The following is a 13,992-nucleotide window of genomic DNA, read 5'->3' as shown; positions in this document are numbered from 1 at the left end:
CAAAAGTTAATAAAGACTAACTCTCTACTAAGGCTATCAGCCAACTTCTCATCAGAGAGATTATGCCATTGCCTATTAGCAATGCTTTAAACAGGCTAACGGGCGAATAATCAACCCTAATGTGGGCTAGTTCTTTAACTATTACTTTCCAATCGATGATTTTGTTAATAATGTCTAGTTGGTATGTTGATGAGACTATCGGAAAAGGTTTGTTCTTGGGTGTTTATAATGCGCATTATATAAATAACTGATAAATATAGTGTTTTACTATAAATTTCAGGATAAATACAAGATTTTTAGGGTTGATTTAGGGTTTTTTTGGTTTAATGCAGGGGTCTTGTTTACGGTATTTCTTGTGTTAGTGGCGTAGGTATTTATAAAGCTCACCGCCTATCGCTTTGTTTTGCAAAAAAAAAGCGATAGGCAGTTTCAGCACTGATTTTAATCTTTTTATCTAATTCCAAACGCCTTACATTTTGCTCAGGACTCCAATATTCTTTTAGTTTTTCACGGATGTGGTCTATAACTTCGGTGGTCAGTTTAATGTGTTTATTTTTCTCCTGATGTCGCTCATAAGCAAGCCTGTTGGCTTGCTTATAGCGATAACCATTTTTGCCAGTGTTGCGAGATAATTCTCTAACAATAGTTGACCATTGATTTAGCGATAAAAGTTTGGTTATATTCTTGTTTATTTAGTAGGTAAATTATGGTATCTTTGTTCGTAGGTCAATTGTGTGTGTATTTTCATATTTCCCTCCTTTTTCTTGTCGGATTAAAGAATGGTTAATACGCCCTTTAACCGACTAATTGAGTGTTGCACTTATGGTGTGAATTCAGGAATTGGTTTTTTCTTAGTGTTGTGTTACTCATGTTTTTTATCATTTTTTGGGGGTTATAAAATATAAGGGTTTACACAATCTGGCTTACAGAGCCTAATAAATAGTTAGCTGTCTAAAATAATTATGCACATTCCATCGAAATTTAAAGTAACGAATCCAGATACTTTGTATCGGTTCATCAAAGACAATCCATTGGGTACATTGGTATCATTTAGCGATAACGATATTGATGCCACTCATATCCCTTTTTACCTAGATACTACTGATTTAAGAAAAGTTAAGTTGCAGGGTCATATTGCCAAAATCAATCCTCTTGGTAAAAAGTGCAATGACGGCGACAAGGTGCTCGTTATATTTCATGGTCCGAATGCGTATATCAGTCCAAATTTCTACCCATCAAAAAATGAGACAGGAAAAGTAGTGCCTACTTGGAATTATTCTGTGGTTCATGTGAAAGGAAGTGTGTCATTTAATTATAAAAGTAGCTGGATAACCAAGCATCTTGAAAAATTAACAAATTCTCACGAGTCAGTGTCACAAAGTAATCCGTGGTCTATGTCTGATGCACCAAAAGAATACACAAACAAATTAATTAATGCCGTTGTTGGCTTGGAAATAGCAATTGAAGATATCGTGGGTAATTTTAAGCTAAGTCAAAACAAACCTACCAATGACTATGATGGCGTTGTAAGGGGGTTAAAAAACTCAGAAAATGAACTTGAATCTATGGTTTCAATGCAAATGCAAGGTAATAAGTAACTACGACGAACAGTTTCAGCAATCAAACCATAAAGCATGATGAGTATCTTAAGTTTTTTGCAAGGCGAATTTTTTCAACACTAAGAAGTATAGTTAATCTATACGACAGAGTATTGAAAAAACTCAACGCCGTTAAAAGGAAAAGGCGAAACAAAAAATGGTGCCGATGGCGAGAGTCGAACTCGCACGAGCGTAGCTCACTACCCCCTCAAGGTAGCGTGTCTACCAATTCCACCACATCGGCAAAAAAATAGTTGGGACTTATTGAGGAATATCGTCCGCTTTGGTCTCAATCATGGGGACATCAATTGACGGAGTTGGGTCTATAAGCACTTGATCCATCACGCTTTGAGGTTCTTCTGCTGTACTTGAGGTCTCATTCGTGGCCAAGTAGGCTAAAGTTAGGCTGGTTAAAAAGAAACCAATAGCAACGCCAGCGGTTAATTTATAAATAAATGAATTTGCGCCGCGTGCACCAAATACCGAACCCGATGTGCCTGCACCAAAAGCAGCGCCTGCATCAGCGCCCTTACCATGTTGCATCAAAATAAGCGCAACCAAACCTAGCGCTAACAATATATGAACAATTAAAATAACTTGAAAAGACATAATAATTAACCCGCCTTACAAATATGTAAAAAATCATCGGACTTGAGCGATGCACCGCCAATCAAACCGCCATCAATATCTGCACAAGCGATGAGCTCTTCTGCATTAGCAGGGTTCATACTGCCGCCATATAGAATAGGCGTTGATTGTGCAATATCTGCATCGTTTTCGGCCAACAGTCCACGAATGAAAGCGTGTGTCTCTTGCGCTTGTTGTGGTGTGGCAGTCACGCCAGTGCCAATCGCCCAAACTGGCTCATAAGCAATAATAATACCCTTAAACGCTTCAATGCCAACACGGTCAATAACAGCGTTCATTTGTCGTGCTACAACGCTTTGTGTGTTGTTAGACTCTCTTTCTCCTAACGATTCACCGATACAAAATAAAGGGGTCAAGCCGCTGTCAAGTGCAACTTGGACTTTTTCAGCCACGATTTCATCACTTTCACCATATAGGCTTCTGCGCTCTGAATGACCAACTACCACATATTCAGCACCAAAATCTTTGATCATATCTGCGCTAACTTCGCCTGTAAAGGCGCCTGAGGTGTTAATATTTAAATCTTGTGCACCTAAATGTAATTGTGAGTGTGTTGCCAAAGCCTCAACTTGAGATAAATAAGGATAAGGCACACAAACAATTACTTCTGACTTAACATCAGGCATTCCCTCAAGAATGCCCATTATTAAAGCATTGACCGTCTCTTTCGAGGCGTTCATTTTCCAGTTGCCTGCTACGATTATTTGACGCATAAATGATATCTACTGTAAAAATTAAGCAATGTTACGCTAGTTAAGCATAAAAATCAATCAGTGCTTTGATTTCGAACCGAAATAAAGCGCCAAAGAAACCATCAAAATACCAAATGCAAAATACACCAAATCTAGCGTACTTGCAAAAGTCATCGATAATGAAGCCTCAAAAAAAGTAACCACTAAAATCATTAAAATAACTTTGGCAAGTTTTGACTTCAAATCATCCAATGAATTAATGTCCAATACTTTTGCTGATTTTTCATTATTCTTAGCCTCATCAATGTCACTAACAAACAACTCATATAGACCCAATGCAAATATCAATAAAATGGTTGCCAATAAAAATCCATCAATAGAACCCACTATATGTGCAATCATTTCAATTTTTAGTGCCCTCCTTGCTTCAGTGGTTGCATCTAAATAATCGCCAGCATGTATCAACAACGAACCAACATCAATAGTGGTAACTATAAACAACACTAATGACAATAATAGCGAGGAAATAACCGCTGCAAGCACCATTAAACGCGAATTCCACAACAGCTTTTCAAAATATTTTTCAACCAATTTCATTTATTAACACCTATTCAAAAGACAAAACTTAGTATATCATTATTCATTTCATTTAAACGATTTTCTAAAATAGAAAACAACGACTAAAATAGACGTATTTTCAAAAACCAAAACACTATGTCAAAAACTTGGAAAAAATGCCTTGAAACCTTAAAAGAGACCATTCCAATAGGGCAATTTAGTGTTTGGATTCAGCCTTTAGAGGTACAGGAAGACGGCGATACCTTAACCCTATTAGCGCCTAATCATTCAGCTGTAAATTACCTTAAAAAAAACCTAAAACAAAAAATTACAGCCACTATTGCACAACACAATAAAAGCCTTAAAATCTTGATTGGCGTTGCGACTCAACAACAAAACAACAAACAACACACCACGCCACTATTTGAAGACTATACTTTTGATAACTTAGTATTGGGCAATGCCAATCAAATTACATTCGGTGCCCTTCGACAAATCGCAGAAAACCTCAAACGCTCTCCTTACAATCCTTGTATTGTTTATGGCAGTTCAGGGCTAGGTAAAACACACCTTATGCAAGCAGCAGGACACTTAGTAAAAGAAAAAAACCCAAAAGCCAAAGTGATTTATGTGCCTTTGATGGACTTTGTAAAAAACATAACCAGCAGTCTACGACACAACAATATTGAAGAGGTTAAATCTTATTATCAATCCGCTGATTTGTTGTTAGTAGACGATATTCACTTAATTGCTGGCAAAGAAAAATCTCAAGAAGAATTTTTCCATATTTTTAACTTCTTATTTAGCACAAAAAAACAAATTATCTTCACTTGCGATCAACCGCCAGCCAACATAAAATCCTTAGAAGAGCGTTTAAAAACAAGATTTTCTCAAGGATTAAACTTACAATTAGACCCACCAGAGCTAGAAATGCGTGCAGCTATCTTACTTAAAAAAGCAAGTAATGAAAAAATCAACATCAATATTACCGAGGATATTGCACTGTATATTGCAACTCACATAACTTCAAATGTACGGGATTTAGAAGGTGCTTTATTAAAACTCAAGGCTTTTGTAGATTTTTCTAAATTACCTAATCTTATTATCAATAAAAAAGTAACTGACATTGCACTTGGGGATTTAATTAAACCAAAAATTAAAAATATTGATATCAACGACATACAAAAACAAAGCGCCAAACATTACGCCATTACTATATCAGACCTAAGCTCAAAAAGTCGCAAACAACGAACTGTCTTAGCAAGACAAATAGCTATTTTTATCACACACGAATTAACAAATCTATCACTCACTAAGATTGGAAAACATTTTGGAAATCGGGATCATTCCACTGTTTTACATGCCATTAAAAAAATTGAAACAAAACTTAAAGAAACCCCTGAAATAAAAGACGATTACGAATTAATCAAACTAAAATTAACCAACTTATAAACATTATCCACACAAACTTCCCCACTCAATTGTGAATAACTTTAATAACTTAATTAATCATACAAATTTATAAACATAGACCTTAGTTTTTACATAAAATAACCAATTATTATCAACAACTTAATTTATTGTTTTTAAAAGAAAAAAACCAGTTTTCAACAAAAATATAGCTTACTAATAATAATAATAATTTTTTAATTAAAGGACTTTTCATGAATACACAACTTACAGTAAACGAATTATTAGACCCTTTACATACAATCATTGGTGTTGTTGAAAACAAACAAACACTACCTATTCTTTCCCATGTATTAATTCAATTAAAAAACGGTGAGTTAACTTTAACTACCACAGATATGGAAATTGAACTGCGTTCATCAAAAAAAATCCAAGCACAAGAAGAAGTTAGCTTTACAATTTATGCAAAAGACTTAATTGATATTATTCGCAAATTAAATGCAAATACGATTATTGAATTTATTATTGAAGAATCTAAAATTTACATCAAAACCAATAATAATTCATTTGAACTTAATACATTTAATACCGCAGAATTTCCTTCATTACCAAAAATTAGTAACAGTGAGGTTATCAAAATTAACCGTCTTACTTTAAAAGAATTAATTAAAAAAACTTCTTTTTCAATGGGCAGTCAAGATATTCGTGCTTATTTAAATGGATTGTATTTTGAAGTAGATAAAAACAATATCATTGTAGTAGCTACTGATGGTCATCGTTTATCTATTGGTGAAATTAAACAGGATAATAAGTTATCTGATAAAAAAACAGTGATTCTTCCAAGAAAAGCAGTAATAGAATTAACCAAATTACTAGATAAAGATGAGAATACCGATATAGATATCCATCTTTCAGAAAATTACTTTCATTTAAAAACTCAGAACACAACTATTATTAGTCGTTTAATTGATGGCAATTTCCCTAACTATGCACAGGTAATTCCAAGTAATTATGAAAATACAGTGGTTGTTAATCGTCAAGATTTTTTAGAGAGTTTACAACAAGCTTCAATCTTTGTTGAAGAACGCACTAAAGGGGTTAAATTAGCATTTAAAGACAATCAAATTAATATATTCTCTCATTCAGAGCGAGGTCAAGCTAAAACCAAAATTGAGACCAATAACTTTGATAAAGAAGTAGAAATTTCTTTTAATATACATTATTTAATCTCTATTTTGGAAAATCTAACTACCGATGATATTAATATGATTCTGCCTAGTAGTGATAGTCAATCTTGTTTATTAAGCAGTATTGATGACGACACTTATCAATATGTTGTTATGCCAATGAAAATTTAGTTAATGGCTGTTATTAATAAATTATCTATTCATCAATTTCGTAATTTACACACCCAGCACATCACCCCTTGTGAAACTATTAATTTATTTATTGGTAAAAATGCACAAGGAAAGACTAACTTAATAGAAGCAATTTATTATTTAGGACACAATCGTTCTTTTAAAACCAAGACCCTTAAAGAAGTCACTCGCTTTAAGTGTAGTAAATTTCAACTCAGTGCAGAAATTAATGAGTATTTAATAAAACTAGAAAAATCAAACAATAAAAATACAGTTACCGTCAATCAACAAAAAATTAACAACACTTCACAACTCAGTCAAATATTACCCACTCAAATCATTACACCAGACAAGGGTTTTATTGTTAATAGTACGCCTAAAAATAAACGCTCTTATTTAGATTGGGGGGTGTTTCACGTGAAACCAGAAAGCACTAAAGTCTTTAAAAACTACAATAAAATCTTAAAAAATATTAACACTTTACTTGCTAATCATCAAACCAATGAATTAAACTTTTGGTTTTTAGAGTTGGCAAAAGTCTCTATTATTATTAACAAAAATCGTGTGGATTATCTACAACAACTCAAACAAACCTTATTTTCTGAGCAAACAAAAATATTAGACACATTAATTGATTCACTAAATCGATTTGATTATCAATTCTCCTCTGGTTGGCCAAAAGAGGTAGATGCAACTAATGAACAAAGCATTTACCAGTATTTAAATAAAAATACCTCCTCTTTATTGCGTGTTAAACATTTAAATTATGGCTCTCATAAAGCCAATATTCATTTTTTATTTAACGGTAAAAATGAATGTTTTTTTTCAAGAGGTGAACAAAAAACCTTGTCCATTATTTTTTGGTTAGCACAAGTTGTGTTGTTGATCAATCTAAACATCAAACCCATTGTTTTAATTGATGACTTATCTTCTGAATTAGACAATACAAAAATCAATATTATTTTGCATTATTTAAAAGACCTAAAAGTACAAACTTTTATAACTGATATTAGTCATAATTTATCCATTATTAATCACATCAATCCTGTTGTTTTTCAGGTGTGTAATGGTGAAATTAAACAGCAAGATTAATTTTAAAAACCTTTAATGAAAGTCGATAATTACAAACATCGTGGTATAATAAATTTATTTTTTTCAAGTCCTTATGTCTGAAAAGCAACAAGAATATCAAGCATCAAATATTAAAGTCCTTAAGGGGCTTGATGCGGTTAGAAAGCGTCCAGGAATGTATATTGGTGATACGGATGATGGCACTGGTTTACATCATATGGTGTTTGAAGTAGTTGATAATGCAATTGATGAAGCATTAGCGGGACATTGTTCTAAAATTAAAATCAGCATTCATGAAGACCAATCTATATCTGTTACCGATGACGGTCGTGGTATTCCAGTCGATATCCATCCCGAAGAAGGGATAAGTGCAGCAGAAGTTATTATGACCATCCTTCATGCAGGAGGTAAATTTGATGATAATTCCTATAAAGTATCTGGTGGTTTGCATGGTGTAGGTGTTTCTGTGGTTAACGCTTTGTCTGAAACTGTACATTTAACTGTGTATCGTGAAGGAGAAATTCATCAACAAAACTACACCCTAGGCGTACCAGATGCACCGATGAAAGCCACAGGAAAAACTGATACTACAGGCACCACTATTCACTTTAAACCCAGTCCTAAAGTTTTTACAATTACAGAATTCAAATACGATATTTTAGCCAATCGTGTGCGTGAATTGTCTTTTCTAAACTCAGGCGTTCATATTGAGATTGAAGAATTGGCAACAGGGCGTAAAGATGTATTTGAATATGATGGTGGTATTACTGCTTTTGTTGAGCATCTTAACAAATCCAAAACCCCAATTCACAATGATATTATTACAATTTCAGCTGAACGAGAAGGTATTGTTATTGATGTCGCCCTACAGTGGAGTGATGCTTATCAAGAAAGTATTTATTGTTTTACCAATAATATTCCTCAACGCGATGGGGGTGCTCACTTAGCGGGTTTCAGAGGTGCATTAACTCGAACACTGAATAATTATATTGATAATTCAGGGATGGCAAAAAAAGAAAAATCTACTATCACAGGTGAAGATACGCGTGAAGGTTTAACAGCGATTATTTCAGTGAAAGTACCAGACCCTAAGTTTTCATCGCAAACTAAGGAAAAATTAGTCTCATCCGAAGTGCGTGCACCAGTTGAATCAGCACTTAACGAAAAACTGGGTGATTATTTATTAGAACACCCAAATGAAGCCAAAATTATCGTTGGTAAAATTTTAGAGGCTTCAAGAGCTCGCGATGCGGCACGAAAAGCCAGAGAAATGACCCGTCGTAAGGGAGCACTTGATATCGCTGGCTTACCAGGAAAATTGAGTGATTGTCAAACTAAAGATCCTGCTGAATCAGAAATATTCCTAGTTGAGGGTGATTCTGCGGGTGGTTCTGCCAAACAAGGACGCAATCGCCGTACTCAAGCAATTTTACCACTCAAGGGTAAAATTTTAAATGTTGAAAAAGCCCGCTTTGAAAAAATGCTCGCTTCTGTTGAAGTGGGCACTTTAATTACAGCATTGGGTTGCGGTATTGGCAAAGAAGAATACAATATTGAAAAGTTGCGTTATCATAAGATTGTTATTATGACCGATGCTGATGTGGATGGTGCACACATTCGCACCTTACTACTTACTTTCTTTTATCGTTATTTACCTGAGTTGATTGAAAATGGTTATCTTTATATCGCTCAACCACCTTTATACAAAATTAAAAAAGGCAAGCAAGAACGCTACCTTAAAGACGACCAAGAACTAAGCGATTACTTATTACAAGAAGCCGTGAACGAAGCACGATTATTTTCCAATGCACAAGCGCCTGCAATCTCAGGGGTTGCTTTAGAATCTGCAATGAAAGATTATGATCAAATTAACATTATTATTCATCGTTTATCGAAAAAAATTAACTCTGTATTGTTGCGTGCTATTGCTAATTTACCTCCTTTAACTGATTTAATTGATGTGAAAAAAGTGAGTGTATGGATTACTCAATTAGAACAACAATTAGCACAAGATTTGTCACCAGAACAACAACACAAAGTAATTTTTAATACCGACACCAAAAAAATTGAACACACCTTGTCTGTTTATGGTGTAGATACTGATACTGATTACCTTGGACAGTCATTCTTTAGTTCCGCAGATTATGGGATTATCTCAAAATTTGCAAAAGAAATTGAAAGTGTAATTGGCGAAGAGTCCTATATTGAAAAGAAAGAAAAGAACATTAAAGTGAAAAATTTTACTGAAGTGGTTAATTTTTTAATGGACGACGCCAAGAAAGGTCAAAATTTCCAGCGCTACAAAGGTTTAGGTGAAATGAACCCAGAGCAACTTTGGGAAACTACAATGGATCCAGAAAACAGAATTTTGTTAAAGGTAAAGATTGAAGATGCTATTGCAGCAGACGAAGTTTTTTCAACTTTAATGGGCGATGAAGTGGGGCCGCGTAGAAACTTTATTGAAGAAAATGCGCTCTCTGTCGATAATTTAGATTTTTAAACTTATTTCAAATTAGGAGAAAAATATGTCAAAAAAATACCCTGTTGTTGTAGTAACTGGATCATCGGGTGCTGGAACTACTTTTGTAAAGCGTACATTTGAGCACATTTTTAATAAAGAGAACATTAAGTCATTAATTGTTGAAGGTGATAGTTTTCATAAATACGACCGTGCTGCTATGAAAATTGCGGTACAAGAACAAGAAGATCGGGGTAATAATTTCTTCTCACATTTTGGCCCAGGGGCAAACTTATTTAACAAAATCGAGCAAACTTTTAAAGATTATGGTGCTACAGGAGAGTGCAATCGCCGTTACTATATTCACTCTGACGAAGAGGCAATTGAGCACAATCAAAGACTAGACTTAGATCTTAACCCAGGTCAATTTACCCCTTGGGAAAAAGTAGGTAGTGGTACAGATTTATTGTTCTATGAAGGCTTACATGGTACTGTTGTGACTAATGACATAGATATGGCACAATATGGTGATCTTAAAATTGGCGTTGTTCCCAGCGTAAACCTTGAGTGGATTCAAAAAATTAGTCGTGATAATGCCGAACGAGGCTATTCAGCAGCAGACACAGTGGATACAATTTTGCGCAGAATGCCTGATTATATTAATTACATCACCCCACAATTCTCTCAAACCGATATTAACTTCCAGCGCATTGCAACTGTCGATACTTCTAATCCTTTCATTACCCGTGATATCCCTACACCAGATGAATCTCTTGTGGTGATTCGTTTTAAAGATTTAAGCAAAACACCGGTTGATTTCTCTCATCTTAAAAACATGATTGAAGGCTCGTTTATATCTAGACGCAATACTATTGTAATACCAGGCAATAAGATGGGCTTGGCAATGGAGATTATTTTGTATCCAATCATCCACAAACTGATTGCCAATAAATAAACCCTTTATTTAATTTTTCAAACAAACCCTAACTACTTCGGTAATTGGGGTTTTTTGCTTTAAAAAGGAAAAAAATGAACACAACACAACCCCCTTCAAAACCCAGTTTTGTGCAATTTTTCCTCTATTGGTTAAAACTTGGTTTTATTAGTTTTGGTGGTCCTGCAGGGCAAATCTCTATGATGCACCAAGAGTTAGTAGAAAAACGCCGTTGGATTTCTGAGCATCGTTTTTTACACGCACTGAATTACACCATGGTTTTACCTGGTCCAGAAGCCCAACAACTTGCCACCTATATTGGTTGGCTAATGTTTGGTATACGGGGTGGACTGGTCGCTGGCGTGTTGTTTGTGTTACCTTCTTTGTTTATTTTAAGCGCACTCACTTGGATTTATTTAACCTACGGTACACTCAGTGAGATTGCCGGTGTTTTATATGGCATTAAGCCAGCAGTAACTGCCATTGTTTTATTTGCCGCTTATCGCATTGGCTCTAAAGCCTTATCAAATTCTGTATTAAAGGTATTGGCAGTGTTGGCATTTATCGCTATTTATCAGTTTCAAATCCCTTTTCCTTATATTGTTGTGATTGCCGCCTCTATTGGTTTCTTGGGTGCAAAATTATCCCCCAATACTTTCACAACAAGCGTACATCACGGTGCTGGCGTAAGTAGTTACGGTAAGGCGTTAATTGATGACGATACGCCCATTCCCGACCATGCCAAATTTAAATGGTCTCGCCTACTAGGTTTTTTAGTGGTTGGTATCACTCTTGGTTTGCTGGTAATCAGCCTGTTAGGTAATAAAGTTTTGCATGATATGGCTGAGTTTTTCACCAAAGCAGCATTCGTTACCTTTGGCGGTGCTTACGCCGTATTACCCTATATTTATCAAGGCGGTGTTGATCAATACCAATGGCTAAATGCTACTCAAATGATGGATGGCTTAGCGCTCGGTGAAACTACACCAGGCCCACTGATTATGGTGGTTGCCTTTGTTGCCTTTGTTGGCGCATGGGGAAAAGAAATTTTTGGTGCAGAATCATTGTTACTGGCAGGTTTTGCTGGTGCTAGCGTAGCGACTTTCTTTACTTTTCTCCCTTCATTTTTGTTTATTTTCTTGGGTGGGCCAGGCGTTGAAGCCACCCGTGGCGACCTTAAATTCAGCGCACCGCTCTCAGCCGTTACTGCTGCTGTAGTTGGCGTGATTGTCAATTTAGCCGTCTTCTTCGCCCTTGTCACCCTATATCAAAATCAGCAAATTGACTGGATAGCCACCACCATCGCACTCGCTGCATTTATTGCACTGTTTCGCTTTAAAGTCGGTATTATGACTGTTATCGCCACCAGTGGCATGATTGGGTTAGGCGTATCAATGTTTCCTAATTTACTGATATAAATAGGCAACACTTCCATTCAAAAAATAGTCTTTACCAGTTAACTGCGTAAAGACCTCAAATGGGGTTTTCCACCCCAAGAGACCACTGCATTAATCCAGTGCGACTTAGAGAACATAAAAAAATAGTGCATTTTTATCCAAAAATGAGGAGAATAGCCAGTTATTTACCATCCTACAAGGATTGCTGTATAGTTTTTGGGTAAAAAGGTGCTATTTTATGCGTTTCATAAGTTGTAATGGATTAATGCAGTGGTCTTGAGTTACTAAATATTCCGAGAGGTAAGATTGAGGGTAAAAAACGACATTGTGCATTAGCCACGGATGGGCATTCGTTTGTTGAATTGTGCGATATGCAGGACTTGCCTTTTGATTTTTATTTGCCTGATTTTAATGTCGCTGGTAAAAAGAAACTTGTTGGAAACGGCGTACCTTTGTCGATTGACAGAGTGCTGGCTAAAGAAGTAGCACGGTTATTTATTTCTGATCAGTCACATTTAGATCACAACGGGCAGGCACAGTTTTTGCTTCAGGGCAGGTCACATAAAAATTCGTTCGACGAGGCACGTTTAAAAAAGTGCGGTTGTGGTTGTGGTCGGAAATTGGTTAGGCGAAAAAAGTATTATGATCCATTTTGTCGAAAACGAGCGCAGCGTGTGCGAGATAAAATAACAGCACCAAGTGCTACTTAAAATTAGTCACAGGTAATTAGTTGAGCCGAAGCACGATTAATTAGCATAAAATATAACTAAAACAGGAGTAAATCAAATGAAAAATATAAATACAAAAAATAATATTGATAGCAGGATTTAGCGTATTTTTGTTACAAGGTTGTATCCCATTTAACAAGGTGTCAGGAAAATTTAATCTAACTATACTTGATCCAATTAGCAAAAAACTAGACGACCCTTGCGGTTACTCGGGCATTGTTTGCTCTCAAGATAAATACGAAGAATTAGGTTACTTTAACATTCATGATTTTCGCCTAGGTAAACCAATATGGTATAAACCAAAATCAGCTGATAGTTTTTTTACCATGTGTGAAAGCGACAGATATAGTTGCGGACAAAAACATTATGACTTTCACCCAAATTGGGAGCTTTGAGGTAAGACTTATGTTAATCTTGATTATGGAAAAAAGTATAAAAAACAAATGAAAGAATTAGCAAGACATGAGGACAGTTACAACCAAGTAATTCAAGTTGGAGCAAAAATCTGTAAAGTTAACGAAGGGTATAAAAACGAAGCGGGCTTTACTGAAAGATTTGTTAAGGAAACTAACAAAATTCAAATTCGCCTACTAAGTAATAACTATCTAATTTGGGACGATGTTTTAAACTGGTACATATGCAAATAAAGATATGCAAAGCTCTCACAATAATAAAAAATTATTGTTTGTTAACTGCATCCATGCTTACAATGAAACTATGAATCCAAATGGAAACACTATATACCCTCAAGTTCAAGCGATTGAGCCGACCGAAAATATGACAGCACAACAAGAAATATATAGTGCTTATCGAATTGGTGGCTTAGTGTTGATTGTACTTGGTGGCATTACATTCGCTATAGGAGCAATGGGTTTTAGTACTACCTTTACTGGTTTTGGTGCTGCCTTTTCTATTGTTGGCATTGTGCTAACTAATTTGGCTACTAAATTTAAGGTTGGAATTGGCAACAAACAAACAGAGAAATCCAAAGAGAAATACAATTGGCTGTAGCTAGAATCCCTCCTTATAACACTTGAATTCACATCATAAGTGCAACACTCGTTAGTCGGTCAAAAGAGTATATTAACCACTCTTTAACCTAACAAGAAAAGAAGTGAAATAGGAAAAAATATACGCAAT

General features: G+C 35.4%; 14 protein-coding genes and 1 tRNA gene. 11 read left to right on the top strand and 4 right to left on the bottom strand.

What is annotated here, in order from left to right; all coding sequences use genetic code 11:
• Nucleotides 1-962 precede the first annotated feature (962 nt).
• On the top strand, nt 963-1,598 hold the full coding sequence (locus tag CRYPD_RS02895; RefSeq protein ID WP_171004290.1) for an FMN-binding negative transcriptional regulator: 636 nt from the start codon (nt 963-965) through the stop codon (nt 1,596-1,598).
• A 158-nt stretch (nt 1,599-1,756) separates the two neighbouring features.
• On the opposite strand, the gene CRYPD_RS02890 is transcribed toward CRYPD_RS02895, so the two are convergent.
• From CRYPD_RS02890 to CRYPD_RS02875, 4 genes are all read right to left on the bottom strand, one after another.
• Nucleotides 1,757-1,842 (bottom strand) — tRNA-Leu (locus CRYPD_RS02890).
• Nucleotides 1,843-1,859: 17 nt separating this feature from the next.
• Nucleotides 1,860-2,207, bottom strand: a complete 348-nt coding sequence (secG, locus tag CRYPD_RS02885) for a preprotein translocase subunit SecG (protein ID WP_138146071.1) — start codon at nt 2,205-2,207, stop codon at nt 1,860-1,862.
• 5 nt (nt 2,208-2,212) lie between these two features.
• Nucleotides 2,213-2,959, bottom strand: a complete 747-nt coding sequence (gene tpiA / locus CRYPD_RS02880; protein WP_138146070.1) for a triose-phosphate isomerase — start codon at nt 2,957-2,959, stop codon at nt 2,213-2,215.
• Nucleotides 2,960-3,016: 57 nt separating this feature from the next.
• The gene (locus tag CRYPD_RS02875) at nt 3,017-3,535 is read right to left on the bottom strand and encodes a YqhA family protein (RefSeq protein WP_171004289.1); all 519 of its coding nucleotides are present in this window, start codon (nt 3,533-3,535) and stop codon (nt 3,017-3,019) included.
• Between the two features lie 117 nt (nt 3,536-3,652).
• Between CRYPD_RS02875 and dnaA the strand changes: the two genes are divergently transcribed.
• From dnaA to CRYPD_RS02825, 10 genes are all read left to right on the top strand, one after another.
• The gene (gene dnaA / locus CRYPD_RS02870) at nt 3,653-4,948 is read left to right on the top strand and encodes a chromosomal replication initiator protein DnaA (RefSeq protein WP_138146069.1); all 1,296 of its coding nucleotides are present in this window, start codon (nt 3,653-3,655) and stop codon (nt 4,946-4,948) included.
• 212 nt (nt 4,949-5,160) lie between these two features.
• Nucleotides 5,161-6,264 carry a DNA polymerase III subunit beta gene (gene dnaN / locus CRYPD_RS02865; protein WP_138146068.1) on the top strand — a complete coding sequence of 368 codons (1,104 nt, stop codon included), beginning with the start codon at nt 5,161-5,163 and terminating at the stop codon, nt 6,262-6,264.
• Between the two features lie 3 nt (nt 6,265-6,267).
• The gene (recF, locus tag CRYPD_RS02860; RefSeq protein ID WP_138146067.1) at nt 6,268-7,356 is read left to right on the top strand and encodes a DNA replication/repair protein RecF; all 1,089 of its coding nucleotides are present in this window, start codon (nt 6,268-6,270) and stop codon (nt 7,354-7,356) included.
• 73 nt (nt 7,357-7,429) lie between these two features.
• Nucleotides 7,430-9,835, top strand: coding sequence for a DNA topoisomerase (ATP-hydrolyzing) subunit B (gene gyrB, locus CRYPD_RS02855; protein WP_138146066.1), 2,406 nt, complete (start codon nt 7,430-7,432; stop codon nt 9,833-9,835).
• Nucleotides 9,836-9,860: 25 nt separating this feature from the next.
• On the top strand, nt 9,861-10,748 hold the full coding sequence (locus tag CRYPD_RS02850) for a phosphoribulokinase (protein ID WP_138146065.1): 888 nt from the start codon (nt 9,861-9,863) through the stop codon (nt 10,746-10,748).
• Between the two features lie 74 nt (nt 10,749-10,822).
• Nucleotides 10,823-12,145 carry a chromate efflux transporter gene (gene chrA / locus CRYPD_RS02845; RefSeq protein ID WP_138146064.1) on the top strand — a complete coding sequence of 441 codons (1,323 nt, stop codon included), beginning with the start codon at nt 10,823-10,825 and terminating at the stop codon, nt 12,143-12,145.
• 350 nt (nt 12,146-12,495) lie between these two features.
• Nucleotides 12,496-12,834, top strand: a complete 339-nt coding sequence (locus tag CRYPD_RS02840) for a hypothetical protein (RefSeq protein WP_138146063.1) — start codon at nt 12,496-12,498, stop codon at nt 12,832-12,834.
• Nucleotides 12,835-12,938: 104 nt separating this feature from the next.
• Nucleotides 12,939-13,247, top strand: a complete 309-nt coding sequence (locus CRYPD_RS02835) for a hypothetical protein (protein ID WP_138146062.1) — start codon at nt 12,939-12,941, stop codon at nt 13,245-13,247.
• A gap of 48 nt (nt 13,248-13,295) precedes the next feature.
• Nucleotides 13,296-13,499, top strand: a complete 204-nt coding sequence (locus CRYPD_RS02830; protein ID WP_138146061.1) for a hypothetical protein — start codon at nt 13,296-13,298, stop codon at nt 13,497-13,499.
• 4 nt (nt 13,500-13,503) lie between these two features.
• Nucleotides 13,504-13,863: a hypothetical protein gene (locus CRYPD_RS02825; protein ID WP_138146060.1), complete on the top strand. Its 360-nt coding sequence runs from the start codon at nt 13,504-13,506 to the stop codon at nt 13,861-13,863.
• Nucleotides 13,864-13,992 lie beyond the last annotated feature (129 nt).

Origin of the sequence: Bathymodiolus heckerae thiotrophic gill symbiont (assembly GCF_900180345.1) — a bacterium.
Lineage (GTDB): Bacteria > Pseudomonadota > Gammaproteobacteria > PS1 > Pseudothioglobaceae > Thiodubiliella.
This window is presented reverse-complemented; position numbering and strand designations above follow the sequence as displayed.

Coding starts and splice junctions, on each gene's coding strand:
- chrA (WP_138146064.1), top strand. CDS start 10,823: ATGAACACAACACAACCCCCTTCAAAACCCAGTTTTGTGCAATTTTTC.
- CRYPD_RS02875 (WP_171004289.1), bottom strand. CDS start 3,535: ATGAAATTGGTTGAAAAATATTTTGAAAAGCTGTTGTGGAATTCGCGT.
- CRYPD_RS02840 (WP_138146063.1), top strand. CDS start 12,496: ATGCAGGACTTGCCTTTTGATTTTTATTTGCCTGATTTTAATGTCGCT.
- dnaN (WP_138146068.1), top strand. CDS start 5,161: ATGAATACACAACTTACAGTAAACGAATTATTAGACCCTTTACATACA.
- CRYPD_RS02895 (WP_171004290.1), top strand. CDS start 963: ATGCACATTCCATCGAAATTTAAAGTAACGAATCCAGATACTTTGTAT.
- gyrB (WP_138146066.1), top strand. CDS start 7,430: ATGTCTGAAAAGCAACAAGAATATCAAGCATCAAATATTAAAGTCCTT.
- CRYPD_RS02830 (WP_138146061.1), top strand. CDS start 13,296: ATGAAAGAATTAGCAAGACATGAGGACAGTTACAACCAAGTAATTCAA.
- CRYPD_RS02825 (WP_138146060.1), top strand. CDS start 13,504: ATGCAAAGCTCTCACAATAATAAAAAATTATTGTTTGTTAACTGCATC.
- recF (WP_138146067.1), top strand. CDS start 6,268: ATGGCTGTTATTAATAAATTATCTATTCATCAATTTCGTAATTTACAC.
- tpiA (WP_138146070.1), bottom strand. CDS start 2,959: ATGCGTCAAATAATCGTAGCAGGCAACTGGAAAATGAACGCCTCGAAA.
- CRYPD_RS02850 (WP_138146065.1), top strand. CDS start 9,861: ATGTCAAAAAAATACCCTGTTGTTGTAGTAACTGGATCATCGGGTGCT.
- dnaA (WP_138146069.1), top strand. CDS start 3,653: ATGTCAAAAACTTGGAAAAAATGCCTTGAAACCTTAAAAGAGACCATT.
- secG (WP_138146071.1), bottom strand. CDS start 2,207: ATGTCTTTTCAAGTTATTTTAATTGTTCATATATTGTTAGCGCTAGGT.